At 72.7% G+C, this 25,873-nt stretch carries 19 protein-coding genes; 3 read left to right on the top strand and 16 right to left on the bottom strand.

Going from position 1 to position 25,873, the window contains the following annotated elements; genetic code table 11:
* Positions 1–221: 221 nt before the first annotated feature.
* From R2D22_RS29120 to R2D22_RS29080, 9 genes are all read right to left on the bottom strand, one after another.
* Complete coding sequence (locus R2D22_RS29120) at positions 222–1,403, bottom strand: pseudouridine synthase (RefSeq protein WP_318107654.1); 1,182 nt, start codon at positions 1,401–1,403, stop codon at positions 222–224.
* Complete coding sequence (gene scpB / locus R2D22_RS29115) at positions 1,403–2,017, bottom strand: SMC-Scp complex subunit ScpB (RefSeq protein WP_318107653.1); 615 nt, start codon at positions 2,015–2,017, stop codon at positions 1,403–1,405. Before scpB ends, R2D22_RS29120 begins: the two co-directional genes overlap by 1 nt.
* The gene (locus R2D22_RS29110; RefSeq protein WP_318107652.1) at positions 2,014–3,222 is read right to left on the bottom strand and encodes a segregation and condensation protein A; all 1,209 of its coding nucleotides are present in this window, start codon (positions 3,220–3,222) and stop codon (positions 2,014–2,016) included. The genes scpB and R2D22_RS29110 overlap by 4 nt, the downstream gene beginning before the upstream one ends.
* A 45-nt stretch (positions 3,223–3,267) precedes the next feature.
* Entirely contained in the window at positions 3,268–3,798 is a 531-nt protein-coding gene (locus tag R2D22_RS29105) for a hypothetical protein (RefSeq protein ID WP_318110058.1), read from the bottom strand.
* Positions 3,795–4,838: a ParA family protein gene (locus tag R2D22_RS29100; protein ID WP_229818740.1), complete on the bottom strand. Its 1,044-nt coding sequence runs from the start codon at positions 4,836–4,838 to the stop codon at positions 3,795–3,797. The genes R2D22_RS29105 and R2D22_RS29100 overlap by 4 nt, the downstream gene beginning before the upstream one ends.
* Positions 4,839–5,281: 443 nt before the next feature.
* Complete coding sequence (ald, locus tag R2D22_RS29095; RefSeq protein ID WP_318107651.1) at positions 5,282–6,397, bottom strand: alanine dehydrogenase; 1,116 nt, start codon at positions 6,395–6,397, stop codon at positions 5,282–5,284.
* A gap of 146 nt (positions 6,398–6,543) precedes the next feature.
* Positions 6,544–8,529: a tetratricopeptide repeat protein gene (locus R2D22_RS29090; protein WP_318107650.1), complete on the bottom strand. Its 1,986-nt coding sequence runs from the start codon at positions 8,527–8,529 to the stop codon at positions 6,544–6,546.
* A 223-nt stretch (positions 8,530–8,752) separates the two neighbouring features.
* On the bottom strand, positions 8,753–9,379 hold the full coding sequence (locus R2D22_RS29085; protein WP_318107649.1) for an NUDIX hydrolase: 627 nt from the start codon (positions 9,377–9,379) through the stop codon (positions 8,753–8,755).
* Between the two features lie 81 nt (positions 9,380–9,460).
* Positions 9,461–11,110 (bottom strand): CTP synthase, encoded by a 1,650-nt coding sequence (locus R2D22_RS29080; RefSeq protein ID WP_318110056.1) that lies wholly within the window; start codon positions 11,108–11,110, stop codon positions 9,461–9,463.
* 514 nt (positions 11,111–11,624) lie between these two features.
* On the opposite strand from R2D22_RS29080, the gene R2D22_RS29075 reads away from it, so the two are divergent.
* Together R2D22_RS29075 and R2D22_RS29070 are read left to right on the top strand one after the other, a co-directional pair.
* Entirely contained in the window at positions 11,625–13,427 is a 1,803-nt protein-coding gene (locus R2D22_RS29075; RefSeq protein WP_318107648.1) for a glycoside hydrolase family 15 protein, read from the top strand.
* A gap of 99 nt (positions 13,428–13,526) precedes the next feature.
* Entirely contained in the window at positions 13,527–14,912 is a 1,386-nt protein-coding gene (locus R2D22_RS29070) for an FAD-binding oxidoreductase (protein ID WP_318107647.1), read from the top strand.
* Between the two features lie 6 nt (positions 14,913–14,918).
* Here the strand turns inward: R2D22_RS29070 and R2D22_RS29065 are convergent, their stop codons facing one another.
* Together R2D22_RS29065 and R2D22_RS29060 are read right to left on the bottom strand one after the other, a co-directional pair.
* Positions 14,919–16,544 (bottom strand): flavin monoamine oxidase family protein, encoded by a 1,626-nt coding sequence (locus tag R2D22_RS29065; protein ID WP_318107646.1) that lies wholly within the window; start codon positions 16,542–16,544, stop codon positions 14,919–14,921.
* Between the two features lie 53 nt (positions 16,545–16,597).
* Complete coding sequence (locus R2D22_RS29060; RefSeq protein WP_318107645.1) at positions 16,598–18,124, bottom strand: APC family permease; 1,527 nt, start codon at positions 18,122–18,124, stop codon at positions 16,598–16,600.
* Between the two features lie 161 nt (positions 18,125–18,285).
* On the opposite strand from R2D22_RS29060, the gene R2D22_RS29055 reads away from it, so the two are divergent.
* Positions 18,286–19,908 carry a PucR family transcriptional regulator gene (locus R2D22_RS29055; RefSeq protein ID WP_318107644.1) on the top strand — a complete coding sequence of 541 codons (1,623 nt, stop codon included), beginning with the start codon at positions 18,286–18,288 and terminating at the stop codon, positions 19,906–19,908.
* Positions 19,909–20,093: 185 nt separating this feature from the next.
* Here R2D22_RS29055 and R2D22_RS29050 read toward each other — a convergent pair whose 3' ends face one another.
* The 5 genes from R2D22_RS29050 to R2D22_RS29030 form a co-directional block, all read right to left on the bottom strand.
* The gene (locus R2D22_RS29050) at positions 20,094–21,185 is read right to left on the bottom strand and encodes a glycosyltransferase family 4 protein (RefSeq protein WP_318107643.1); all 1,092 of its coding nucleotides are present in this window, start codon (positions 21,183–21,185) and stop codon (positions 20,094–20,096) included.
* Between the two features lie 90 nt (positions 21,186–21,275).
* Complete coding sequence (locus R2D22_RS29045; RefSeq protein WP_318107642.1) at positions 21,276–22,007, bottom strand: hypothetical protein; 732 nt, start codon at positions 22,005–22,007, stop codon at positions 21,276–21,278.
* 44 nt (positions 22,008–22,051) lie between these two features.
* A complete protein-coding gene (recN, locus tag R2D22_RS29040; RefSeq protein WP_318110054.1) occupies positions 22,052–23,770 on the bottom strand; it encodes a DNA repair protein RecN in 1,719 nt (572 codons plus the stop codon).
* Positions 23,771–24,143: 373 nt separating this feature from the next.
* On the bottom strand, positions 24,144–25,055 hold the full coding sequence (locus tag R2D22_RS29035) for an NAD kinase (RefSeq protein ID WP_318107641.1): 912 nt from the start codon (positions 25,053–25,055) through the stop codon (positions 24,144–24,146).
* Entirely contained in the window at positions 25,052–25,867 is an 816-nt protein-coding gene (locus R2D22_RS29030; protein WP_318107640.1) for a TlyA family RNA methyltransferase, read from the bottom strand. The genes R2D22_RS29035 and R2D22_RS29030 overlap by 4 nt, the downstream gene beginning before the upstream one ends.
* Positions 25,868–25,873 lie beyond the last annotated feature (6 nt).

The raw sequence follows: 25,873 nt of genomic DNA, 5'->3' as shown, positions 1-25,873 counted from the left end.
CCGCCGCGCCTTCGGGCGCCGTGGCGCCGGTACCGCCTGATCCACCCCCGTGGGTCCAGGCGGTCCCGGCGGCACACGACACACCGAGCTCTTTAAGAGTCATTCTGACTATAAAGCGTGGAGGCGTTCGCCCACAAGTACGAAGACCCGCGGAGATACGAAGGGGCCCGTGAACGCCTTGCGGCGGTCACGGGCCCCTTCGTATGTCGTCGGTGGGCGGCCTACAGGCCGACCTCCTTCATCAGCATGCCGACCTCGGTGTTCGTCAGACGGCGCAGCCAGCCCGACTTCTGGTCGCCGAGCCCGATCGGGCCGAACGCGGTGCGGACCAGCTTCTCGACCGGGAAGCCCGCCTCGGCGAGCATCCGCCGCACGATGTGCTTGCGGCCCTCGTGCAGCTGCACCTCGACCAGGTAGTTCTTGCCGGTCTGCTCCACGACCCGGAAGTGGTCCGCGCGCGCGTACCCGTCCTCCAGCTGGATGCCGTCCTTGAGCCGCTTGCCGACCTCACGCGGCAGGGGGCCCGTGATGGCGGCCAGGTAGGTCTTCTTCACGCCGTACTTCGGATGCGTGAGGCGGTGCGCCAGCTCGCCGTGGTTGGTGAGCAGGATGATGCCCTCGGTCTCGGTGTCCAGCCGGCCGACGTGGAAGAGCCGCGTCTCACGGTTGGTGACGTAGTCGCCGAGGCACTGGCGGCCGTCCGGGTCCTCCATCGTGGAGACGACGCCGGCCGGCTTGTTCAGTGCGAAGAACAGGTACGACTGGGTGGCGACGGTCAGGCCGTCCACCTTGATCTCGTCGCTCGGCTGGACACGCTTGCCCTGCTCGAGGACGATCTCGCCGTTGACCTCGACGCGGGCCTGCTCGATGAGCTCCTCGCAGGCGCGGCGCGAGCCCATGCCGGCGCGGGCGAGCACCTTCTGCAACCGCTCGCCCTCCTGCTCCGCGCCCGGGAAGGTCTTCGGGGTCTTGATCTCCGGCCGGCCGGCGTACCGGTCCCGGTTGCGCTGCTCGATCGTGGCGTCGAGTTCGCGCGAGCGGGCGGGGGCCTGCCGCTGCCCGTGCGGGCCGCGACGCGGCGGGGTGCCGCCCTGGGGGGCCTTGGGGCCGCCCTTCGCGCCCCCGCGGGCCGCGGCGCCGCGCCCCTTCTTCGGAGCCTCGGACGGGCCGCTCACGTCGTAGGAGCGCTCCTCGGGGCGAGGCCGGCGCGGGTTGCTCGCGCGCTTCTGGTCGTCGCGGCCACCGCCACCACCGGCGCCGCGGTAACCGCCGCCGCTGCCGGCACGGCCGCCGCCGCCGCTGCCACCGCGGCCGCCGCCACCACTGTTGCCGCCGCGGCCGCCGCTCTGGCCACCACGGCTCCCGCCGTTGTTTCCGCTGTTCCTGCCGCTGCTGCTTCGCATCAAACTTCCGTCTTGTCGTCGTCCTCACGATCCGGTGCATCCGGATCGAACGACGGGACCCCTTCCTGCGACTCGGCCTCGATCGCGTCCGCCTCGGGGAGGAAGGGCGCGAGCTCGGGAAGTTCGTCCAGGCCGCGCAGGCCCATCCGCTCCAGGAAGTAGTTCGTCGTCCTGTACAGGATCGCACCTGTTTCGGGTTCCGCGCCCGCCTCCTCGACGAGACCGCGCTGCAGCAGGGTGCGCATGACACCGTCGCAGTTCACGCCGCGCACCGCGGAGACCCTGGAACGGCTGACCGGCTGGCGGTACGCGACGACCGCGAGGGTCTCCAGGGCCGCCTGGGTGAGCCGGGCCTGCTGGCCGTCGAGGACGAAGCGCTCGACGGCGGCGGCGTGCTCGGGACGGGTGTAGAACCGCCAGCCGCCGGCGATCAGGCGGAGCTCGAAGCCGCGGCCCTGGACGGTGTACTCGTCGGCCAGCTCGCGCAGCGCGTCGCCGACGGCCCGCCGGGGCGTCTCCAGGACCTTGGCGAGGTGCTCCTCGGTGGCGGGCTCGTCGACGACCATGAGCACGGCTTCGAGCGCGGACTTGAGGTCGTCACGGACGTCGCTCATTCCATGGCCTCCGTTACTTGATCGAACTCGTCGGTCACGCGGGTCTCCTGGTCGCCGCCGGTCCAGGACACGGTGAGGTCCCCGAGGGCGTCCTGCTGGTCGAGGGCGACAGCCTTCTCGCGGTACAGCTCCAGGAGCGCGAGGAAGCGGGCGACGACGGTCAGGGTGTCCTCGGCGTCCTCCGCGAGCTCGCGGAAGCTCACGGTGCCGCGCTCCTTGAGGAGCGCGACGACGATCCCCGCCTGCTCGCGGACGCTGACCAGGGGCGCGTGGATGTGGTCCACGTACACCTGCGGCTTGGCCTTGGGCTGCATCGCCTTCACGGCGAGCCTGGCGAAGCCCTCGGCGCCGATGCTGATGACGACCTCGGGCAGCAGCTCGGCGTGGTGCGGCTCGAGCCCGACGGTCCGCGGGTACCGCCGCCCCTCGGACTCCCACCGCTCGGCCAGGATGCCGGCGATCTCCTTGTACGCGCGGTACTGGAGCAGCCGCGCGAACAGCAGGTCTCGCGCCTCCAGGAGCGCGAGGTCCGCCTCGTCCTCCACCTCGGCGGAGGGCAGCAGCCGCGCGGCCTTGAGGTCGAGCAGCGTGGCCGCGACGACGAGGAACTCGGTCGTCTGATCGAGATCCCAGTCCGGCCCCATGCCTCGGATGTACGCCATGAACTCATCGGTCACCTTGGACAGCGCGACCTCGGTGACATCGAGCTTGTGCTTCGCGATGAGCTGCAACAGCAGATCGAACGGCCCCTCGAAGTTCCCGAGCCGCACGGTGAACCGCCCGGCGTCGGCGGTAGCGCCGGCCGGCTCGGCCGTCGCTGCCGTCGGTGCGGTCGTGGAATCGTGGGCTGCCGCGGGCTGTGCCTCGGCAGGGCCGGAGGGCGTGGTTTCCCGTCCGCTCGGGCCGGCCGCCCCCGGCTCGGTGGGTGCCGGGCCGGCCGGCGGCCCGTCGGGGCCGGACCCGGCCTCGGACGCTCCGTCGCCCTCCCGCGGGGCGGGCGGTTCGGCGGCGGTGCCTGCCACCGCAGGCTCCGCGGGGGCCGGCCCGCTCGATGCGGGGCGGGCGTCGTCCTCGGGGCCGCCGGGGGCCGCCGGCCCCTCGCCCTCGCCCTCACCCGCGGCAGCGGGCGGCGCAGGGGTGCCCGGGCCGCGGCCCAGGGGGCGGCGGCGAGGGTGGTGGGACGTTTCGGCGGGGGGCGGGGGCATCGGGGTCCAGGGAGGAGCGGGAGCGCGGCAGCCCGCAGGCTACCGTCAGCGGCCGCGCAGCCGCCGGACCAGGATGCTCGCGTCGCCGCGCGACTCCAGGTCCGCCAGGACCACCGCGACCGCCTCGCGGACGATCCGTCCGCGGTCCACGGCGAGGCCGTGCTCGCCGCGCAGCACCAGCCGCGCGTGCTCCAGGTCCATGAGCTCCTCGGCGGAGACGTAGACCGTGATCTTCTCGTCGTGCCGTTCCCGCCCACTGGGCCGCCGGCTCGGCGAACGGCCGCGACGGCGCGCCGCGCCGCCCGCCTGCGCGGGCGCCGCCGGGGACTTCGGCGGGGCCGAGGGCTCCGGCTCCGCCGTCCTGGCCCGGGGCTCGGACGTCTCGGAGTCGGCCGCCGCGTGCTCCTCGGAACCCGCGCCCGCACCCGACCCCGGCGCCGACCCCTCGGCCGCCGCCTCCGTGTCGCTCTCGCCCGCCGGCGCGGGCACCCTCGGCTCGCCCCGGCGGGGCGAGGAGGACTGCAGGGCCATGCCCCCGGTCGTACGGAACAGCTCGTCGGCTCCGGGCAGACTCACTCGGCGTGACACCGGGCGAGCACCTCCCTGGCCAGCTGGCGGTACGCGGCGGCGCCGACGGAGTTGGAGGCGTACGTGGTGATGGGCTCACCGGCGACCGTGGTCTCCGGGAAGCGCACGGTCCGGCCGATCACCGTGTGGTACACGTGGTCGTCGAACGCCTCGACGACGCGCGCGAGGACCTCACGGCTGTGCACGGTCCGGGAGTCGTACATCGTGGCGAGGATGCCGTCGAGCTCCAGCTCGGGGTTCAGCCGCTCCTGGACCTTCTCGATGGTCTCGGTCAGCAGCGCCACACCGCGCAGCGCGAAGAACTCGCACTCCAGCGGCACGATGACCTTGTGAGCGGCCGTCAGCGCGTTCACGGTCAGCAGGCCGAGCGAGGGCTGACAGTCGATCACGATGTAGTCGTAGTCGTTCATCAGCGGCTTCAGCGCACGCTGCAGCGTCGACTCGCGCGCGACCTCGGAGACCAGCTGGACCTCGGCCGCCGACAGGTCGATGTTGCTCGGCAGCAGGTCCATGTTGGGGACCGCGGTCTTGAGCAGCACCTCGTCCGCCGACATGCCCCGCTCCATGAGCAGGTTGTAGACGGTGAGGTCGAGCTCCATCGGGTTCACGCCGAGACCCACGGACAGCGCGCCCTGCGGGTCGAAGTCGACGAGCAGGACCCGGCGTCCGTACTCCGCGAGCGCGGCACCCAGGTTGATGGTCGACGTGGTCTTGCCGACGCCGCCCTTCTGGTTGCACATCGCGATGATCTTCGCGGGACCGTGATCGGTCAGCGGTCCCGGGATCGGGAAGTACGGCAGGGGCCGTCCGGTCGGGCCGATCCGCTCGCGGCGCTGCCGGGCGGCGTCGGGCGCGAGGGTGGCCGCGTACTCGGGGTCGGGCTCGTACTCGGCGTCGGGGTCGTAGAAGTGCCCCTCGGGCACCTCGTCGTAGGCGGCGAAGTGGGTGGACTCTCGGCCACTCTCGTTGCCGGCCGTGGCGTTCACGTGTAGGCCGTCCATCATCTTCATCGTGTGGGCTGTCGTCATGGGCTGATGTGTCGCGTGTGTCGCGTGGGTCCGGACAGCGACGGAGCCGACAGGGCCGTCACCTGGCTCTCCACCCCCGGGAGTGAATGTCGACTTATTCACAAGTCGTCTTACCTCCTTGGATGTGACCAGGAACATTTATCGATAGGTCAGCGTGGCACCATGCCGACGGTTGGCGACTCTATGGCGTGTCACCGCTCCGCAGCAACACAATCCGCCGGACCCGGCACGATGTGTCGGCAACCGAACACCCCTCTGTCAAGGGTGCGCAGGCATGCATCCACACGTTTCAGGGGTGTGCGAAACGGTTAAAGGGTTACGTTCGAGGCGAGTTGAACAAGGCCCGTGAAGTGGCCGGACACACATCCGGCCGGACCTTGGTCGACAAGGTCCGGCCGGATGCGTGAGGTTGACGGCACCCGTTGACGGTCCGTCCCCTTGGGTCAGCCCAGGAGGCTGCTCAGCTCGAGGTGCTCGTAGCCGTGCGCCTCGGCGACCTCCTTGTAAACGACCTTGCCGTCATGGGTGTTGAGACCCAGGGCGAGCGCGGCGTCGCGGCGCAGCGCCTCGACCCAGCCGTTGTTGGCCAGCGACACGATGTAGGGCAGCGTGGCGTTGGTGAGGGCGTACGTGGAGGTGTTCGGCACCGCGCCCGGCATGTTGGCGACGCAGTAGAAGACCGAGTTGTGGACCTGGAAGGTCGGCTCGGCGTGGGTGGTCGGGTGCGAGTCCTCGAAGCAGCCGCCCTGGTCGATGGCAATGTCGACAAGGACACTTCCGGGCTTCATCTTGGCGACGAGCTCGTTGGTGACCAGCTTCGGGGCCTTGGCGCCCGGGATGAGGACGGCACCGACGACGAGGTCGGCCTCGATGACGGCCTTCTCCAGCTCGAAGGCGTTGGAGACGATCGTCTTGACCTTCGTGCCGAAGATCTTGTCGGCCTCGCGGAGCTTGTTGATGTCACGGTCGAGCAGGGTGACGTGGAAGCCCAGGCCGATGGCGATCTGCACGGCGTTCCAGCCGGAGACGCCGCCGCCGATGACGACGCACTCGCCGGCGTGGGTGCCGGGGACGCCGCCCGGGAGCACGCCGCGGCCGCCGGCCGAGCGCATCAGGTGGTACGCGCCGACCTGCGGGGCCAGGCGGCCCGCGACCTCGGACATCGGGGCGAGCAGCGGCAGCGCGCGGTTCGCGGTCTCGACGGTCTCGTAGGCGATGGCGGTGGTGCCGGACTCCAGGAGGGCGTCCGTGCACTCCTTGGAGGCGGCCAGGTGCAGGTAGGTGAAGAGCGTCTGGTCCTTGCGGAGGCGGTGGTACTCCTCGGCGATGGGCTCCTTGACCTTCAGCAGCAGGTCGGCGGTGGCCCAGACCTCGTCGGCGGTGGCGAGGATCTCGGCGCCCGCGGCGACGTACTCCTCGTCCGTGATGGAGGAGCCGACACCGGCGTTCTGCTCGATGAAGACCTGGTGGCCGTTGCGGACGAGCTCGTGGACACCGGCGGGGGTGATGGCCACACGGAACTCGTTGTTCTTGACCTCGCGGGGGATGCCGACCTTCATCGTCGATCACGGTCCTTGAATCAGGGGGATAAGTGGAGCAATGCCATACATACCCGGAAGCATTGCTGCGCACCGGGGCAGACCGCGTTCGATTGCGGCGGACCCAGTCTAATGAAGGATTTCCAGCTGTCTAGCCTTACAAACAACTAATCCTCGCGAGAAGCACTACGGATTTCGTAGGCGGAGGGGTCGGTTCCAAGCAGTCTCTCCGCGGCTGCGCGGTGCAGCCGGGCCGCCGCGGGGTCGCCCAGCCGGTCGAGGGTGTCGGCCAGCCGGAGCTGGAGCGCCGCCTGCAGCCGCTCGTCCCGGGCACGCCGGGCCCACTCCACCGCCTCCTCGCAGGTCCGCAGGCTCTCCTCGGGCCTGCCCGCGTACTCCTGGACCCGCGCGGCCTCGCTCAACGCCCGTGCGTGGCCGGGGAGATCGCCCAGTCGGCGGTGGCCCGCGGCGGCCGCGCGCCAGTTCCGCAGGGCCTCGCCGTAGCGCCCCGCGTACGTGAGCACCGCGCCGAGGCGGCCGTACAGCCGCGCCTGGTCGGCGCGCTCGTCGCGGGAGAGCCGGTGGGCGAGCGCCCGGCCGTACCAGTCGCCGGCCCGCTGCCAGTCCCCCAGCTCCTGGTAGGAACCGCCTACGGATTCCATCGCGCGGCCGATCGCGTACGGGTCGTTCGCGGCCCTTCCGGCGTCCAGCGCGGCCCGGTAGCGGGTCAGGGCGGCCTCGGTACGGCCCGTCCGGGCGTCCAGGTCGGCCAGGTTCAGCAGGGCGGCGGCCCGTTCCCGGTGCAGGCCGCGGCGCTCGGCGACGTCCAGGACCAGGCCGTGCAGTCCGTACAGGTCGGCCGCGGCCTCCTCCGGGCCCCGGTGCGCGGCCAGCGCCCGGACCAGGGCGGCGACCAGGCGGCGGGCGAGGGTGTCGAGCTCGCCGTCGGCGACGGCGAGGCGGGCGGCGGCCAGCAGCGCGGGACGGCGGGCGCGCAGCCAGTCCGCCCCGTCGTCGGCGGTCGGGAAGCGCAGGGCGCGGGGCATCCCGGCGAGCTTGCGGCGTGCCGGCGAGCCCTCGGGCTCGGTGACCGCGCGGCAGGACTGGAGCAGCCGTACGGTCCGCTCCAGCATCCGGGCCCGGGCGAGCTGGACCTCCGCGGGCCGGTCCTGCTCCTCCATGAGGGCGCGCAGCGGGGCCGCGAGGTGGCCGGGCACCTCGTACTGACCGCCACCCGCCTCCCGTACGAGGCCCAGCTCGGCGAAGTCGGCCAGGGTGGTCTCGGCGGCGGAGACGGAGCAGCCGGCCAGCGCGGACGCGGTGTGGGGGTCGGCGAGGCCGAGCGGCGCGAGGGCGAGCAGGCGCAGTATCCGGGCGGCGGCCTGCGGGAGGGAGTCGTACAGGAGGCGGAAGGCCCGGTCCTGCGGTTCGCCGGTCAGCGCGCGCAGCCGCTTGGCGAGGTCGGCGACGGAGGACTTCGGGTGGGCGGCGAGCCAGCCGCCGGCCAGGGTCAGCGCGGCGGGCTTGCCGCCGCAGACCTCGGTGAGCGTCTCGGCGGCCTGCGGGTCGACGGTGATGCGCACGGATCCGGTGAAGCTCTCGAGCAGCTCGATCGCCGACTTGGGGTCGAGGCCGCCGAGGGTGCAGGGCCGTACGTCGGGGATGCCGGTGAGCGGGCCCTGGGCGACGGCGACGACGAGGCAGTCGGGGTTGTCCGGGAGCAGCGGGTCGACCTGTTCGGCGTCCACGCAGTCGTCGAGCAGGAGCACCATGCGGCGGACCGCGAGGGCCTCGCGCAGTGTCTCGGCCAGCTCGTCGCCGTCGGCCCCGGCGGGTCCGGCGATGCCGAGCTCGTCGAGCAGGGCGCGGGCGGTGCGCTCGGTGGGGACGGGGGCGCCGCCGAACTCGGTGAGCCGGGCGCGCAGGATGCCGTCGGGGTACGGGGCGGCGAGCCCGGCGGCGAGTTCGCGGGCGAGCGCGGTGCGGCCGGAGCCGGGGCGGCCGGCGATGAGCAGCACCCGCGCGCGGGGGGCCTTGCGGCCGGTGAGGGTGTCGAGCCCGGTGCGTTCGATGTCGGCGCGCAGGGCCTTCAACTCCCGTTGCCTGCCGAAGAATCGGCGCACGCCGCCCGCCGTCACCGCCTGGTCCGACACGGGCCACACTCCCGTCTGCCTGCGCACGCGTTCCGATCCCGCGGGGACTCCGCACGGGCGATCACGAGCGTAGTTCAGGCAGGCCCGCCGCCTCGGCGGAGCACGGCGGACAGATCCCCCGATCGGATCAACAGATCGTCATACCAGAGGAGTGGAAAGGCGTTCGCCCCCGCACCCGGAGCGTGCACATGATCCGGGGGCGGAGCCCCCGGACCTTCTCCCCCTACGCCGCGAACGGCCGAGCCGGCCAGGGCGCGTCGGCCTGGCGGAGGGCGTCCACGCCGTCGGCCGCGCGGGCGACCGTCAGGGACAGGACGCCCACGACGAGGCAGTTGTTGTGGAGTTCGCCCGCCAGCACGCCGCGGACCAGCTCGGTCAGCGGGACGCGGGCGAGTTCCATGTCGGACTCCTCCTCGGAGACCTCGAACCGCTCGCCCACCGCCTCCGACAGACCGCGCGCCAGGAAGATCCGAATCGCCTCGTCGCAGCCGCCCGGCGTGGTGTACACGTCCGTGAGGACGCGCCAGTCCTCCGCCTTGACATGCGCCTCCTCGTACAGCTCGCGCTGCGCCGCGTGCAGCGGGTTCTCGCCGGGCACGTCGAGCAGACCGGCCGGGATCTCCCACAGCTTGTGCCGTACCGGGTGCCGGTACTGACGCAGCACCAGGACCCGGTCCTCGTCGTCGACGGCGAGGACCGCCACCGAACCGGGGTGGACCTGGTAGTCGCGGCGCGCGACCGTGCCGTCAGGCATCACCACGTCGTCCGTCCGGACGCTGGTCTTGTTCCCCTGGAAGGGCGTCGTCGTCGCGACGACCTGCCACTCCTCGGGGGTGTCCTGCAACTCCATCAGCGTCCGTCCTCCCACACGCGAAACCGGGGTACGCGCCCCGAGAAGGGACCCGTACCCCGGCAACGGTAACAAGACGCGTTACTGAGCGGTCTTGCGCTCCACCGCCGCCTTGACCAGGCCCGCGAACAGCGGGTGCGGGCGGGTCGGGCGGGACTTCAGCTCCGGGTGCGCCTGGGTGGCGACCAGGTAGGGGTGGACCTCGCGCGGGTACTCGACGTACTCGACGAGCTTGTTGTCCGGGGAGGTGCCGGAGAAGACCAGACCGGCCTTCTTCTCCAGCTCCGCGCGGTAGGAGTTGTTCACCTCGTAGCGGTGACGGTGGCGCTCCTCCACGTACGGCTGGTCCGCGTAGACCTCACGGACGACCGAACCCTCGGCGAGCTTCGCCGGGTACAGGCCCAGGCGCATCGTTCCGCCCAGGTCGCCGGCGCCCTCCACGTACGCGAGCTGCTCCTCCATCGTCGAGACGACGGGGTGCGCGGTGGCCGGGTCGAACTCGGTGGAGTTCGCCTCGGGGATGTCCGCCAGGTTCCGCGCCGCCTCGATGACGATGCACTGCAGGCCCAGGCAGATGCCGAGCAGCGGCACCTTGTTCTCACGGGCGTACTGGATCGCGCCGACCTTGCCGCTCACGCCGCGGTCGCCGAAGCCGCCGGGGATGAGGATGCCGTCGACGTCACCGAGCTGCTTCTTCGCGCCGGCCGGGGTCTTGCAGTCGTCCGAGGTGACCCACTTGACCTTGACCCGGGCCTTGTTCGCGAAGCCGCCGGCCCGCATGGCCTCGGTGACCGAGAGGTACGCGTCGGGCAGGTCGATGTACTTGCCGACCAGCGCGATGGTGACCTCGTGGTCGGGGTTGTGCACGCGGTCCAGCAGGTCGTCCCAGGTCGACCAGTCCACGTCGCGGAACGGCAGGTCGAGCTTGCGCACGACGTACGCGTCCAGACCCTCGGTGTGCAGCACCTTCGGGATGTCGTAGATCGACTTGGCGTCGATGGCGGCGACCACGGCGGCCTCGTCCACGTCGCACATCAGCGAGATCTTGCGCTTGATGGCGGTGGGGACCTCACGGTCGGCGCGGAGCACGATCGCGTCGGGCTGGATGCCGATGTTGCGCAGCGCGGCGACGGAGTGCTGGGTCGGCTTGGTCTTCAGCTCGCCGGACGGGCCGATGTACGGCAGCAGCGAGATGTGCACGACGAAGACGTTGTCCCGGCCGACCTCGTGGCGGACCTGGCGGACGGTCTCCAGGAACGGCAGCGACTCGATGTCGCCGACCGTGCCGCCGACCTCCGTGATGACCACGTCGACGTCGTCCGTCGCCATACGGCGGATCCGCGACTTGATCTCGTTGGTGATGTGCGGGATGACCTGGACGGTGTCGCCGAGGTACTCGCCGCGCCGCTCCTTGGCGATGACCTGCGAGTAGACCTGGCCGGTGGTGACGTTGGCCGAGCCGTCGAGGTCGACGTCGAGGAAGCGCTCGTAGTGGCCGATGTCCAGGTCGGTCTCGGCGCCGTCGTTGGTGACGAACACCTCGCCGTGCTGGAACGGGTTCATCGTGCCGGGGTCGACGTTCAGGTACGGGTCGAGCTTCTGCATCGTGACCCGCAGGCCCCGGGCCTTGAGGAGCGCACCCAGGCTGGAGGCGGTCAGGCCCTTGCCGAGGGAGGAGGCGACACCCCCGGTGACGAAGATGTGCTTGGTCGTCGTGGTGTTGGGCGGCATCGCCAAGAGGGGGCTCCCGTGGTCGCGTTCTGGAGGTGCGTACCGGCGTCCGCTCCGGAGAGTTCCGGGGGTGCCGTCGCTGCGGTTTCGGGGTCCTCGGCTGTCGCCGTTTTCCACCGGTCCACGGGGTACCAGGGTATCAGCGCCGCGGGGGGATGGCTTCCGGCCACACGGGGCACACGGGTGCACACGGACGGCGACCGGCGGCGACGGGCCGAGCCGGTCCGGCGCGACAATTCACCATCCGGTCACCCGACAATCGGGTCCTCCCACCCCATCGGCCACTTTCCGCTCCCCCGATCGGAGCAGCGGCGTTGCCCGGACGACCGCGCGGATCATTAGGGTGCGACGTATCCTGCTCGGACACGCTGCCGAGCCGGGCCGGCCAACGGCACCACCCCCGTCGTCAACCGGTCGATCAGGTCTCGTCAACGAACCTTGACCCGCTGACCTTCGTAGACCATTGCAGCAAGCGCCCCGCGGGGCGGACGTGGCCGTTCGACTGGAGATGCACGTGGCCGGGCGTATCGAGGATTACGCACTCATCGGAGACATGCAGACGGCGGCGCTGGTCTGCCGGGACGGCTCGGTCGACTGGCTGTGTCTGCCGCGCTTCGACTCGCACGCCGTCTTCGCCGGCCTTCTGGGCACCGAGGAACACGGGTTCTGGCGGATCGGCCCGGCCGTCCCCGAGGGCAGCCCCCCGCCACTCGCCGACCGGCGGCGCTACCGCGGCGACTCGCTGGTCCTGGAGTCGGAGTGGGACACTCCGCGCGGCACGGTCCGGGTGATCGACTTCATGCCGCCGCGCGACGGCGCGCCGCAGCTGATCCGAATCGTCGAAGGGGTCAGCGGCCGGGTCCAGATGCGCTCGGCGCTGCGCATGCGGTTCAGCTACGGCAGGGTCGTGCCCTGGGTGCACAAGGTCGGCGAGCGCACGGTCGCCGTCGCGGGCCCCGACTCGGTCTGGCTGGACATGGACGCCGAGACGCACGGCAAGGACCTCACGACGTACTCGGACTTCACCGTCACCCCGGGCGAACGGGTCACCTTCACCATCAGCTGGCAGCCCTCGCACAAGGAGCCACCGGCCCTGCCGGACCCCGAGGGCTCGCTCGACGGGACCGTGGACTTCTGGCGCGAGTGGGTCGAGCAGTGCACGTACCACGGCCCGTACCGGGAGGCCGTGGTCCGCTCGCTGATCACCCTGAAGGCGCTGACGTACGCGCCGACCGGCGGCATCGTCGCCGCGCCCACCACCTCCCTGCCGGAGGAGATCGGCGGCGTACGGAACTGGGACTACCGCTACACCTGGCTGCGCGACGCGGCGATCACCCTCTCCTCGCTGCTGCGCACCGGCTACCGCGAGGAGGCCCGCGCCTGGCGGGAGTGGCTGCTCCGCGCGGTCGCCGGAGACCCGGAGAACCTGCAGATCATGTACGGCATCGCCGGCGAGCGGGAGCTCGGTGAGCAGGAGCTGGACTGGCTGCCCGGGTACGAGAACTCCGCCCCGGTCCGGGTCGGCAACGGCGCGGCGGGCCAGCTCCAGCTGGACGTGTACGGCGAGGTCACCGAGGCGCTGCACCTGGCGCACATGACGGGCCTGTCCCGCAGCGACTACGCAGCGCTGCTCCAGCTGCGGCTGATCCAGTACCTGGAAGACCACTGGGACCAGCCCGACGAGGGCATCTGGGAGGTCCGCGGTCCGCGCCGGCACTTCGTGCACTCCAAGGTCATGGCCTGGGTCGCGGTCGACCGGACGATCAAGCTGATCGAGTCCGGCGACGCGGAAGGCCCGCTGGAGCGCTGGCGGGAGCTGCGCGACGACATCCACCGCGACGTCTGCGAGAAGGGCTACGACGCGGAGCGGAACACCTTCACCCAGTCGTACGGCTCCCGGGAGCTGGACGCCTCGCTGCTGCTGATCCCGCAGATGGGCTTCCTGCCGCCGGACGACAAGCGGGTCATCGGCACCATCGAGGCGATCCAGCGGGAGCTGTCCACGGAGGACGGTTTCATCCTGCGCTACCCGACGGAGGGCGAGGACGCGGGCGTGGACGGGCTGCCCGGCGACGAGGGGGCCTTCCTGGCCTGCTCGTTCTGGATGGCGGACGACCTGGCGATGATCGGCCGGGTGGACGAGGCCCGCAAGCTCTTCGAGAGGCTGCTGGCGCTCCGCAACGACCTGGGGCTGCTCGCGGAGGAGTGGGACCCGCGGCTGCAGCGCCAGGTGGGGAACTTCCCGCAGGCGTTCAGCCACGTCCCGCTCATCGACACGGCGCTGCGGCTGACGGCGAGCGGGGCGTACGGGGGCTGAGGGGCGTCGCCTCGGCGCCCCGGGGCGCCGAGGCGACGGGTGCGGGTGGCCGGAATACGATGGGAAGGTCCTGTCGCCCCTCGCGGAAGGGGGGCTCCCATGGGTCCCCACGTGTCCGAAAGCGCCCTGGCCGGACTGGTCGAGGATCTGGCCGGTGAGGTGATCGTCCCCGGCGATCCGGGGTACGACGAGGCCCGTGCCGTGCACAACGGCATGATCGACCGGCATCCCTCGGTGATCGCCCAGTGCGCCACCCAGGCGGACGTGTCCAACGCGATCCTGTTCGGCCGCGAGGCGGAGCTGCCCATCGCGGTCCGCGGCGGCGGTCACAGCGTCGCCGGGACGTCCGTGGTCGACGGGGCGCTCGTCGTCGACCTGCGCCGGATGCATGCCGTCGTCGCCGACCCGGAGAACATGACCGCACGGGTCGAGGGCGGCGCGACGATGAGTCATCTGGACCACGCCTGCCAGCCGTTCCACGTGGCCACCACGGGCGGCCGGGTGTCCACCACCGGCGTCGGCGGCTTCACGCTGGGCGGCGGTTCGGGCTGGCTGGAGCGGAAGTTCGGGCTGGCCAGCGACAACCTGCTCGCCGCCGATCTGATCACCGCCGAGGGCAAGCACGTCCACACGGACGCGGAGGAGAACCCGGAGCTGTTCTGGGCGCTGCACGGCGGCGGCGGCAACTTCGGCGTGGCGACCTCGCTGACCATGCGGCTGCACCCGCTGCCCCGGATGAGCGTCGCGATGCTGTTCTTCCTGCCCGACAAGGCGCCCGAGGTTCTGCGCACCTTCCGCGACCTGGCCGCCGTCGCCCCGGACGACGTGGGCGGCGGCGCGATCTACATGCCCGCGCCGCCGGAGCCGTTCGTCCCCGAGGACCTGGTCGGCAAGCTGGTCTGCGGGACGGTGTTCACGTACGCCGGCCCGGTCGCCGGGGTCCGTGAGCTCGCGGCGCCGCTGTTCGCGCTGACCCCCGTCATCGAGATCGTGACGGACATCGCGTACACGGACCTCCAGTGCATGCTCGACGACCCGCCGGGGTTGCGGAACTACTGGTCGGCCGAGTACCTGCGGGAGTTCCCCGACGCGGCCGTGGACGTCTTCTGCGACCGCGGCGCGCGGATCCCGCCGACCACCGCCACCCAGCACGTGCTGTTCATGATGGGCGGCGCGGTGGCCGCCGGGCCCTCCCGGTACCCGCAGCCGTGGCGCACCGCGCCCTGGGCGGTGCACCCCTTCGCGACCTGGGAGGACCCGGCGTACGACGAGCAGGCCCGGCAGTGGGTGCACGACGTACGCGCGGACGCGCGGCCGTGGGCGCTCGAGTCGACGTACCTGAACTTCGTCGGCAACGAGGGCGAGCAGCGGATCGTCTCCTCGTTCGGCGAGGAGAACTACCGCCGGCTCGCCGCCGTGAAGGCCGAGTACGACCCCGACAACGTGTTCCGCTTCAACCAGAACATCGCCCCGGCCGCCGGCTGAGCCGGCTCAGCGCAGCGCGGCGATCACCTCCTTGGCGGCGCGCTCGCCCTCGGTCGCGCCGCCTTCCATGAAGCCCTGGAAGTCGTAGCTGCAGTGCTCGCCGCCGATGTGGACGTTGCCCTGGGCGGTGCCCTCGTAGCCCGCGTACCGGTGCAGGTAGCCGACCGGCCAACAGGAGTACGCGCCGAGGGAGTACGGGTTCTTGTGCCAGGCGGAGAGCTGGGCGCGGCCCGTGTACGCCTGCGAGGTGCCGGGGAAGAAGGCGTCGATGCCGCCGAGGTACCGGGTGACCAGGCTCCGCACGTACGGGTCGGACTCGGTGGAGAACGGTCCCGCCGGGGTGAGGGCCTTCGCGAGGCTGCCGCCACCGTACTGGAGCAGGATGCCGCCCGTGCCGCCCTGGATCTTGGTGGTGTCCCAGGTCTGCTGGACCTCGCTGTCGGTGAAGCAGTCGCCTGCCGAGACGCCCGGCCACGGTCCGGTGCCGCGCCAGGGGCGGGTGCCGAACTGCATGTTGAGCTTGGTGCAGTACCCCATCCGGGCGTCCCGCAGCAGGTTCTTCATCAGCGGGTCGAAGCCGGCCTGCGTGAGGTCGAGGTTCTGCAGGATCGGCAGCGGGACGCACAGGATCGTGTGGTCGGCGGTGACGGTCCGGGTGGCGCCGGCCTCGGTGAAGGTCAGCGTCTGGGTGCCGTCGGCGTTGGCGCGTACGGCGGTCAGCGACCAGCCCATGCGCAGGGTGCCGGGGGCGAGCGCACCGGCCACGGCGTTCGGCAGCCGGTCGTTGCCGCCGACGATGTGGTACCGCTCGTTGGACAGGCCCCAGATGTTGAAGTTGCCGGGATTGGTCTGGTAGCCCATCAGCAGGACGAGGGCGAGCGAGGACTGCTCGGTGGTGTCGGCGCCGTACTCGACGTTGTACGCGACGTCCATGAAGCGGCCGAGCGGCGAGGCGTGACCGCCGGGGACCCGCGACTCGATCCATTCGTATATCGACATGTTGTCGAGCGCGGTGCCGGTCGGGGTGGTCTGGTTCCACTTCACCTCCCCCGCCCCCGAGAGGTCGCGCCGCAGCGCCTGGTAGACGGCGTTGAAGTCCTCGTCGGCCTGGTCGCGCGGGTAGTACGCGCCGTTGAACCAGAGGACCTCCTCGGCGCCGTTCGGGCCGCCGCCGAGGAAGTCCTCGGTGGCGAGGTCGAAGCGGCGGCAGAGCTCCAGGATCTTCTTGTGACTGGTGTCGATCAGCTCGCCGCCGATCTCGGAGGTCTGGCCGTACGCCCAGTGGTTCCGCTGGGTCCACATCCGGCCGCCGACCCGGGACGGGTTGGCCTCGTACAGCGTCGGGCTCAGCCCGGCGTCCTGGAGGGTGAGGGCGGCGGTGAGGCCGGCGATGCCGGCGCCGACGACCGCGACGCGGGCGGGGGTGACGGCGCGGGCGACGGCGGGGGCGGCGGCGCTCGTGCCGGCGGAGACGGCGATCCCCGCCGCGGCGGCGTACTTGAGCAGGGACCGGCGGCCGAGCGCGTCGGCCCGCATCCCGCGCAGTTCGTCCACGGGAAGGTTCAGCCGGCGGGCGTCCGCGTGCTCGGCGGCCAGGGTCTTCAGGAGGTGCATCGGGTTGGTGCGTGCCATGGGGCGCTCCTGGGAAGGGAGAGGGGCCGGCCCCCGGGTCCGGGGGCCGGAGCTCAGCGCTGCGGTACGGCGGCAGGGGCGGTCGCCGCGGCCTCGTCGGTGCGCTCGGCCGCGTCCTCCAGGACGATCCGGCCGATGATCTCGTAGCGCTCGGGACGCCTGGCCTTGAGGTAGAGGCCGAGGCCGAGGCCGCCGAAGAAGACCAGTCCGACGATCCAGGGGATCGTCTTGTAGAAGAACGAGCCGGCCGCGAGCCCGGCCGCGGTCTCCATGTTCATGATCAGCAGGACGACGACGGCGGTCATGCCGATGCCACCGAGCAGCGGGGCGGTGAAGGTCTTGAACCAGTGCCGGTCCTCGGGATGGTTCTTGCGGAAGTAGCCGATGACGGCGAAGGAGCACAGCGTCTGGACGATCAGGATCGCCATCGTGCCGAGGATCGCGAGCAGCGTGTAGAGGTGGATGTACGGGTCCTGGCCGGTGAGCCAGAACGAGCCGACGAGGACGACGGCGATGGCGCTCTGCACGTACGAGGCGATGTACGGCGAGCCGTGCTTGGCGTGGGTCCGGCCCAGGGCCGGGTGCAGGAAGCCCTCGCGGCCGATCGCGTACAGGTAGCGCGAGGCGCACTGGTGGAACGCCATGCCGCAGGCGAACGAGCCGGTGAGCAGCAGCCACTGGAAGGCGTCGACGGCCCAGGCGCCGATGAAGGACTGGGTGGGCGCGAAGAACAGGTCGAGGGGGCTGGTGGAGGCGGACAGCTTCACGGACCCGGCGAGCCCGTTGCCGGCGATGGTCATCCAGGACACGTAGATGTAGAAGAGCCCGACGCCGATGACGGAGATCAGGGTGGCGCGCGGGATGACCCGCTTGGGGTCGCGGGACTCCTCGCCGTACATCGCGGTGGACTCGAAGCCGACCCACGACCAGAAGGCGAAGAACAGGCCGAGCCCGGCGGACGCGCCGGTGAAGGCGTTCTTCGGGTTGATCGGCTCGACCGGGATCCCGTCCGGCCCGCCGCCGGCGAGCAGCACGGCGGTGGCGACCGCGAAGAGGACGGCGATCTCCGCGACCAGCATGACGCCGAGCGCCTTGGCGGTGAGGTTGATGTCGAAGTACGCGAGGACGGCGGTGACGGCCAACATCACGGCGGCGTACACGATCCACGGCAGGTCGAGGCCGAGCTGGTCGGCCACCGTCGTCTTGGTGAAGTACGCGAAGACGCCGACGATCGAGGCCTCGAAGACGATGTACGCGAGGACCGCGAGCATGCCGGACGCCATGCCCGCGATCCGGCCGAGGCCGTGCGAGATGTAGCCGTAGAAGGCGCCGGCGGCGGTGATCCGCTTCGCCATGGCCACGTAGCCGACCGAGAAGACGGTCAGGACGAGGGTCGCGAAGAGATAGCCGGCCGGCGCGCCGGTCCCGTTGCCGAAGCCGACGGCGATGGGGAGGTTTCCCGTCATCGCCGTGATGGGGGCGGCCGTGGCGACCGCCATGAAGACGACGCCGACCAGCCCGACCGAGTTCGCCTTGAGCCGGTGGACCTCTGGAGCCGCTGGAGTTGGGTTCTCTGCCATGGCGCGAGAGCATCCTCGCGCGTGACGTAGGCCACAATCGACAAGCGGTCGCACAATTCCCGCCATGGGGCGACGAGTTGTCGCCCTGGTGTACGAACTGTCCAACCCCGTGACCGTGGGGTGATGTCGCTGAAACACGGACGCGGGTAGCGTCCGGGCCCATGGACAATCAGGGCGGGATCACCGTACAGCGGGCCCTCGAACTTCCGGGGCTGCGCGGCGGACTCCCGGAGGTCGTCGCGGGCGCGGACCGGTTGCAGCGGACGGTGCGCTGGGTGCACGCGGGTGAGGTGCCGAACATCGCCTCGCTGCTCAAGGGCGGGGAGCTGCTGCTGACCACGGGGCTCGGGCTCGGCACCCGGCCGGCCGAACAGCGGGCGTTCGTGCGGCGGCTCGCGGACCGCGGGATCGCGGCGCTGGTGGTGGAGCTGGGGCCGCGGTTCGCGCGGCTGCCCGGGACGATAGTGGAGACGGCGCGGGCGGCGGGGCTGCCGCTGGTCCAGCTGCACCGGGAGGTCCCCTTCGTCGCGGTGACGGAGGAGATCCACACCGAGATCGTGAACGGCCACTACGCGCTGCTCCGGCAGGCGGAGGAGGTCCACCGGCAGTGCACGGAGGCGCTGCTGGGCGGCGGCGGGGTGCCGCAGGTGCTGCGGATCCTGGCGGACTTCGCGGCGAACCCGGTGTTCCTGGAGACCGCGGACGGCCGGCTGCTGTACGCGGCGGGCACGGAGTCCGCCCCGGCGGACCCGCTCCAGGTGTGGGAGGGCCTGCGCGGCCAGCGGGCGGCGCGGGAGTCCGGACCGCCGGTGGGTTCGGTCCTCGTGGACGTGCCGGGCGGCGGCCCGGGCGCGGGCAGCGTACGGGCGCGGCTGGTGATCCTGTCGGTCTCGGGCCCGCTCTCCCCGGTGCACCGCATGGCGGCGGAGCGGGCGGCGGGCATCCTGGCGGTCGTCCTGATGCAGGCCCGCCAGGAGGAGGAGCTGGCCGCGCGCGGCCGGGGCGACTTCCTGTCGGACCTGGCGGAGGGGCGGATCTCGGCGGAGGACGCGCCGGCGCAGGCACGGGTGCTGGGCTTCAAGCCGGGCGACGGCCCGCTGCTGCCGGTCGTGATGCGACTCGCCTCGGAACTGGCCCCTTCGGGCAACTGGGCGCTGCTGGCGCGGGCGGTCCTGGAGGAACTGTCCTCGGTGGGCGTCCCGGTGCTGCTGGGCGTCCGCCCGGTGGAGGGCCGGGTGCCGCTGCTGCTCGGCCTCCGCTCGGAGTCGGAGCGCACGGCGGTGGCCGACCGCGTGGCCGCGGCGCTCCGCGCGGGTGTGGAACGGGCCGGCCTGGAACGCGCCGGCGCCCACCCGCCGGTCGTCGTCGTGGGCGTCCCCGGCGGCTGGGCGGCGGCATCGGCAGGCCTGCGGCACGCCGCGGAGACGGCGACGGCGGCGCAGGGCCTCACGGACCGCCCCTGGTACGACGCCCGCCGCCTCGACATCGACCTCCTCCTCTGGCGCCTCCGCGACCACGAGGACCTGGCGGCCTTCGTGGACCGGGCCATCGGCCCCCTGCGCGAGCACGACGCCACGGCGAAGCCGCCCCTCCTCCCCACCCTGGAGACCTACCTGGCCCACGCCGGCCGCAAGGCGGAAACAGCCCGCGAACTCCACCTGAACCGCCAAACCCTCTACAACCGCCTCGCCAGAATCGCCGAACTCCTCGGCACGGACCTGGACGACCCACAGACGGTACTGGCCCTGAGCCTGGCCCTGAGGGCGAGACGACACACGGGGTAGAACGGTGGGCCTCGCACCCGCGGGGGGGGGGTGCTGGGGGCGCAGCCCCAGGTCCGGCTGGGCCCCCGGGGCTCGTGCGGCGCGAAGCTGCCGCGGGCTTGGGGGTTCGGGGGCGGAGCCCCCGGTCTCGTCAGAGTTTCGGGGAGGGGTGGGGTGGGGTGGGGGAATCAAACCCACCCCACCCCTCAGCGGGCCGTCAGCTCGTCGTAGACGCTCAGGACGTGGGCGATCGTCTCGTCCTCCGTGGGCCAGGAGCCCGCCTGTACCCGCCCCGCCGCCGCCAGGTCCGAGCGACGGTCGGGGTCCGCCAGGAGGCCGGAGACGGCAGCGGCCAGCGCCTCCGCGTCCCCGTACGGGACCAACTCCGCCGCGTCCCCGACCAGTTCCGGCACCCCGCCCACCGCCGTCGCGACCAGCGGCACGCCCAGCCTCAGCGCCTCCTGCGCCAGCAGCGAGCGGGCCTCCCAGCGGGACGGCAGCACCGCGACGTCCGCCGCCGCGAGCAGCTCCGCCACGTCCTCCCGGCGCCCCACGAGCCGTACCGGCAGCCCCTCGTCCTCGATGCGCCGCTGCAGCGCCGCCCGTTCGCGCCCCTCCCCCGCGATCACCAGCAGCGGCTGCGGGTCGAGACCGCGCCACACCCGGGCCGCGTCGAGCAGCGTCCCGTACCCCCGCCCCGGCGTCAGCGACCCGACCGCCATCAGCAACGGCCGGTCGACCGCGCCCAGTTCCGCCCGCGCCTTGCCGTCGTGGAGGCACACCGGCGCCCGCGTCAGAGGCACGGTGACCGGCGCGAGGCGCGCGTCCCGAGCCCCCCTCCGCCGCGCCCGGTCGACGAGCTCGGACGACGTGCCGAGCACAACCGCCGCCGCCCTCGCCGTCCTTCGCTCCGCGAGCCGCAACAACCCGCCCCGCGCCCCGTCCACGTGGCTGCGCACGTGCCAGGTCATCACGAACGGCGTGTACGACGGCGTCCACGCACCCCCCGCCAGCGCGAGCGACGTCCGCACGCCGGCGTGCAGCCCGTGCGCGTGCACCACGTCCGCGCCGATGCACGCGTTGCGCAGCAGCGCGACCGTCGCCGGGTCGTTGCGGCGCGGCACCGGCACGAAGTGCGCGCCGGCGCCCAGGAAGTCGTAGTCGCGGTCGAGGTGGGCAGGGGCGCACACGGTCACCCGCACGCCCCTCGCCACGAGCCCCGCGGCGAGTGACCTGACATGAGCGCTGCTGCCCGCGCTGCCGCCGCCCAGCACTTGGACCGTACGCAGCTGAGTCACGCGCCCAAGGATGCCAGCCCGCACGCACGTTCCGGCACCGATGGGCCCACGTTCCCGTGTCCACCGCCCCAACTCGCCGCGCCGGATCACTCACATGGGTGATCGAACCAGCTCCGTGACCCGGTCGCCGCACACCGCAGCCGCGACCAACGCCGTCGCATGCGCGGCGAGCCCGAGCCGCCCGTTGCCGGCGGCGATCGCCGCCCCGACCGCCGCGCCGAGCGCGTGCGCGCCCGCGTCGCCGAGCATCGTGCGCTCCCCGAGGTCGTCCACGAGGACCGCCGCCGCGGCGCCCATCGGCGCGGCCGCCTCCGGCCCGCGCAGCAGCCCGGGCGCGCCGAGGGCCAGTACGCCGAGCGCGGCGCGCCCCGGCTGCACGTCCACCAGGTTGACGAGGTGCGCCGTGCCGGCGATCACCACGCCCGCGAGGACCTTGTCGACCGGCCGTTCCTTCATCAGCGCGCCCGCGACGAGCCCGGCCACGCCGATCCCGACCAGCTTGACCGCCCCGCTGGTGACCTCGCCCTTCCGCAGCGCGCCCAGATGCGCCCGGAACCCGCGCCGGTCGTCGCCGCGCGCATCGTCGTACGCCCCACACACAGCCGCGGCGAGGACGGCGAACGCCGCAGGCCCTCTGCCCACCGCCAGCGCCGTACCTACTGCGGTCGCGGGCCCGGCGTACAGGTCGACGTCCCGCCCCGCGTAGTTGACGCGCCGCCAGCGGTCGTCGTCACCCGCACGCGTACGCAGCGCCGCGTACACACCCCGGGTCACCCCCGCGGCCAACGCGAAGGTCCCCGCCCTGCCCTGTCTCGCGATCATGCGCCCAGCGTAAGGGGCGGGGTGGGACCGGGGCAGGGCCCCGGTTACCCCTCCGCCCTTGCGGTCGCCAGCAGCTCCTCCGCGTGCGCCCGCGCCGTCTCCGAGTCCTCCTGGCCGGCCATCATCCGGGACAGCTCCCGGACCCGGTCCTCGCCCTCCAGCACGATCACGCCGGACCGCGTCACGGACCCGTCGTTGGTCTTCTCGACCAGCAGCTGCCGGTCGGCGAAGGCCGCGACCTGCGGGAGGTGGGTGACGACCACGACCTGCGCGGACTTCGCGAGCTTCGCGAGCCGGCGGCCGATCTCGACGGCCGCCTTGCCGCCGACGCCCGCGTCGACCTCGTCGAACAGGTACGTCGGCACCGGGTCCGTACCCGCGAAGACGACCTCGACCGCGAGCATGACGCGGGACAGCTCACCGCCCGACGCCCCCTTGGCGATCGGCCGCGGCGGGGCACCGGGGTGCGGGGCGAGCAGCAGCTCGACCTCGTCGGCGCCGGACGGCCCGTACGCGACGGTGCGCCCGCCGACCTCGACGCCGTCCGCGGCCTCGACCTGGCGGATGTCGAACGACACCCGCGCGTGCGGCATGGCGAGCGACGCCAGCTCCGCGGTGACGGCGTCGGCGAACCGGGCCGCCGCCTCCGTACGGGCGTCGGTCAGGGCCTGCGCGAGCCCGGACAGCTCGGCGGCCAGCGTGTCGCGCTCCGCGGCGAGCTCGGCGATCCGGTCGTCGTCGCCGTCGAGCTCGGTCAGCCGGGCGGCGCTGTCCTGGGCCCAGGCCAGGACCGCGGCGACGTCCTCGCCGTACTTGCGGGTGAGCTGGGTGAGCGCGGCCCGGCGCTCCTCGACGGCGGCGAGCCGGCGCGGGTCGGCGTCGAGGTTGTCGGCGTAGCCGGCGAGTTCCCCGGCGACGTCGGTGAGGAGGATGGAGATCTCGCCGATCCGGTCCGCGAGCGCGGCGAGGGCGGGGTCGTGGGACCGTACGGCCTCCAGCGCGCGCCCCGCGCCCGCGACGAGGGTCGTCGCGTCGACGGCCTCGGGGTCCTCGGGGTTGCCGGCGAGCGCGCCGTGCGCGAGCGCGGCGGCGGAGGCGAGGGCCTCCGCGTGGCCGAGCCGCTCGGCCTCGGCGGCCAGCTCGACGTCCTCGCCGGCGCGGGGCTCGACGGCCTCGATCTCGGCGAGCCCGAAGCGCAGCAGATCGGCCTCCTGGGCCCGCTCGCGGGCACGGGTGGTCAGCTCGTCCAGCTCGACGGCGACGGCGCGGAGGCGGCGGTACGCCTCTCCGTACGCGGCGAGCGGTACGGCGACGGCGTCGCCGGCGTACCGGTCGAGGGCGCCGCGCTGCCGGGCGGGCTTGAGCAGGCCCTGCTGGTCGGTCTGGCCGTGGACGGCGACGAGTTCGTCGGCCAGCTCGGCGAGCAGCCCGACGGGCACGGAACGCCCGCCGAGGTGCGCGCGGGAGCGGCCCTCGGCGGAGACAGTACGGCTGACGAGCAGCACGCCGTCGTCCAGCTCGGCGCCGGCCTCCTCGGCCCGTACGGCGGCGGGCGCGCCGGCGGGCACGGTGATCCGTCCCTCGACGACGGCGGACCCCGCCCCGATCCGCACGAGGGCCGGATCGGCCCGCCCCCCGAGCAACAGCCCGAGACTGGTCACGACCATGGTCTTACCGGCACCGGTCTCGCCCGTCACAGCGGTGAATCCCGGCGACAGCTCGACAACAGCGTCGTCGATGACCCCGAGCGACCGTATCCGCATCTCCTCCAACACGAAGAAGACCTTACGAGGTCCACCCCCCTCCCTGCGACGCCCCCTGCCGGAACACCCGGAACCACCAGGTGAACCACGACGGCAATCACCCTCGGGGGTGGGGGCTCGGCCCCCTCACTCCCGGCTGCGCACCGCAGGTCTTCGCCGACGGCGGGCGGGAGCGTCGTGCCGGGGTCCGGGCCACAAGGCCCGTCGCCCGACGCGGCGACCCGCGCCACGCACCGGGTCAGCGGGCGACCCGGCGCCCGCGACTGAGCCTGACCCCGCGCGGCGAAGCCGTCGCGGCCGGGGGGTCGGGCGCGGAGCCCCCGGTCTCGTCAGGGTTTCGGGGAGGGGTGGGGTGGGGGAGATCCCCCGCCCCCTAGTGCGGCGCCCCCCGCCACCCCGACACCGGCAGGGCGAACTTCGCCACGAGGCGGTCCGTGAAGGACGCGTGGTGGAGGCGGGCCAGCCGGACCGGGACCTTGCCCTTGCGGACCTCCACCCGTGCCCCCGCCGGCAGCTCCACCGTCCGCCGCCCGTCGCACCACAGCACCCCGTGCGGCGTGTGCGGCTCGACCTCCACCGCCAGTACCGAGTCCGGCGTCGTCACCAGCGGCTTCGCGAACAGCGCGTGCGCCCCGATCGGCACCATCAGCAGCGCCTCGACCTCCGGCCACATCACCGGACCGCCCGCCGAGAACGCGTACGCCGTCGAGCCCGTCGGCGTCGCGCAGATCACCCCGTCGCAGCCGAACCCCGTCACCGGACGCCCGTCGATGGCGAGCACGACCTCCAGCATCCGCTCCGGCGACACCTTCTGCACCGCCGCCTCGTTCAGCGCCCAATCCGTGTGTAGCACATCGCCGTTGTTGTGCACGACGACGTCGAGGGTCATCCGCTCCTCGACCTCGTACGCCTTCGTCACCACCCGGTCCACGACCTTGTCCAGGTCGTCCCGCTCCGCCTCCGCGAGGAAGCCGACCCGCCCCAGGTTCACGCCGAGCATCGGCACCCCGGACGCCCGTGAGAACTCCGCCCCGCGCAGCAGCGTCCCGTCGCCGCCCAGCACGATCAGCAGCTCACACCCGTCCAGCGCGTCCTCGCACGCCTCGGGGACCGTCTCCACGGACGGTGGCAGTGGCAGGTCGGCCGCCTCCGCCTCCAGGACGCGTACCCCGAGGCCGCTGCGCAGCAGCCCGAGGACCACAAGTTCGGCGCTGCGCACCGCGGCCGGACGGCCGGTGTGCGCGAGCAGGAAGACGGTACGCGGTGCTGCTGTCGTCGATGTCAACGAGGTCCCTCCGCCACGGCGCGGTCCACATCCGCCGGATCCAGCGCGGGCGCCCCTGCCCGCAGCCACAGAAAGTACTCGACATTGCCCGAGGGCCCGGGCAGCGGGCTGGCCGTCACCCCGAGCACCCCTAGCCCGAGCTCCGCGGCCTGCCGGGCGACGTTCTTCACCGCGTCCGCGCGGAGTTCGGCGCTCCGCACCACGCCGCCCGTGCCGAGCCGTTCTTTGCCCACCTCGAACTGCGGCTTCACCATGAGCACCAGGTCCGCGTCCGGCGCCGTGCAGGCGACCAGCGCGGGCAGCACGAGCCCGAGCGGGATGAACGACAGGTCACCGACGACGAGATCGACCGGCTTCCCGTCGATCGCGTCGAGCGTCAACTCGCGTACGTTCGTACGGTCCTTCACGGTGACCCGCTCGTCGCTCTGCAGCGACCAGGCCAGCTGCCCGTACCCGACGTCGACGGCGACGACGTGCGCCGCCCCGGCCCGCAGCAGGACGTCCGTGAAGCCGCCGGTCGACGCGCCCGCGTCCAGCGCCCGCCGCCCCTCGACCCGCAGCCCCTCGGGCACGAACGCGGCGAACGCGCCGGCCAGCTTGTGCCCGCCGCGCGAGACGTAGTCGGGGTCGCTGTCGTCCTGCGCGACGACGATGGCCGCGGCGGTCTCGACCTGCGTGGCGGACTTGGTGGCGACGGTCTTGCCGACACTCACCCGCCCCGCCGCGATCAGCTGGGCGGCGTGCTCGCGCGAGCGGGCGAGCTTCCGGCGTACCAGCTCCGCGTCGAGTCGACGGCGTGCCACTCCTGCCACGTTCGG

The organism is Streptomyces sp. HUAS YS2 (genome assembly GCF_033343995.1).
In the GTDB taxonomy this organism is placed as follows: Bacteria; Actinomycetota; Actinomycetes; order Streptomycetales; family Streptomycetaceae; genus Streptomyces; species Streptomyces solicathayae.
Note: the sequence above shows the minus strand (reverse complement) of the source record. Positions and strands in the feature narration are given on the sequence as shown.

Bases quoted from the DNA above. Each gene is read 5' to 3' on its own strand.
- R2D22_RS29120 (WP_318107654.1), bottom strand. From the start codon at position 1,403: ATGCGAAGCAGCAGCGGCAGGAACAGCGGAAACAACGGCGGGAGCCGT.
- scpB (WP_318107653.1), bottom strand. From the start codon at position 2,017: ATGAGCGACGTCCGTGACGACCTCAAGTCCGCGCTCGAAGCCGTGCTC.
- R2D22_RS29110 (WP_318107652.1), bottom strand. From the start codon at position 3,222: ATGCCCCCGCCCCCCGCCGAAACGTCCCACCACCCTCGCCGCCGCCCC.
- R2D22_RS29100 (WP_229818740.1), bottom strand. From the start codon at position 4,838: ATGACGACAGCCCACACGATGAAGATGATGGACGGCCTACACGTGAAC.
- ald (WP_318107651.1), bottom strand. From the start codon at position 6,397: ATGAAGGTCGGCATCCCCCGCGAGGTCAAGAACAACGAGTTCCGTGTG.
- R2D22_RS29085 (WP_318107649.1), bottom strand. From the start codon at position 9,379: ATGGAGTTGCAGGACACCCCCGAGGAGTGGCAGGTCGTCGCGACGACG.
- R2D22_RS29080 (WP_318110056.1), bottom strand. From the start codon at position 11,110: ATGCCGCCCAACACCACGACGACCAAGCACATCTTCGTCACCGGGGGT.
- R2D22_RS29070 (WP_318107647.1), top strand. From the start codon at position 13,527: ATGGGTCCCCACGTGTCCGAAAGCGCCCTGGCCGGACTGGTCGAGGAT.
- R2D22_RS29065 (WP_318107646.1), bottom strand. From the start codon at position 16,544: ATGGCACGCACCAACCCGATGCACCTCCTGAAGACCCTGGCCGCCGAG.
- R2D22_RS29060 (WP_318107645.1), bottom strand. From the start codon at position 18,124: ATGGCAGAGAACCCAACTCCAGCGGCTCCAGAGGTCCACCGGCTCAAG.
- R2D22_RS29055 (WP_318107644.1), top strand. From the start codon at position 18,286: ATGGACAATCAGGGCGGGATCACCGTACAGCGGGCCCTCGAACTTCCG.
- R2D22_RS29045 (WP_318107642.1), bottom strand. From the start codon at position 22,007: ATGATCGCGAGACAGGGCAGGGCGGGGACCTTCGCGTTGGCCGCGGGG.
- recN (WP_318110054.1), bottom strand. From the start codon at position 23,770: ATGCGGATACGGTCGCTCGGGGTCATCGACGACGCTGTTGTCGAGCTG.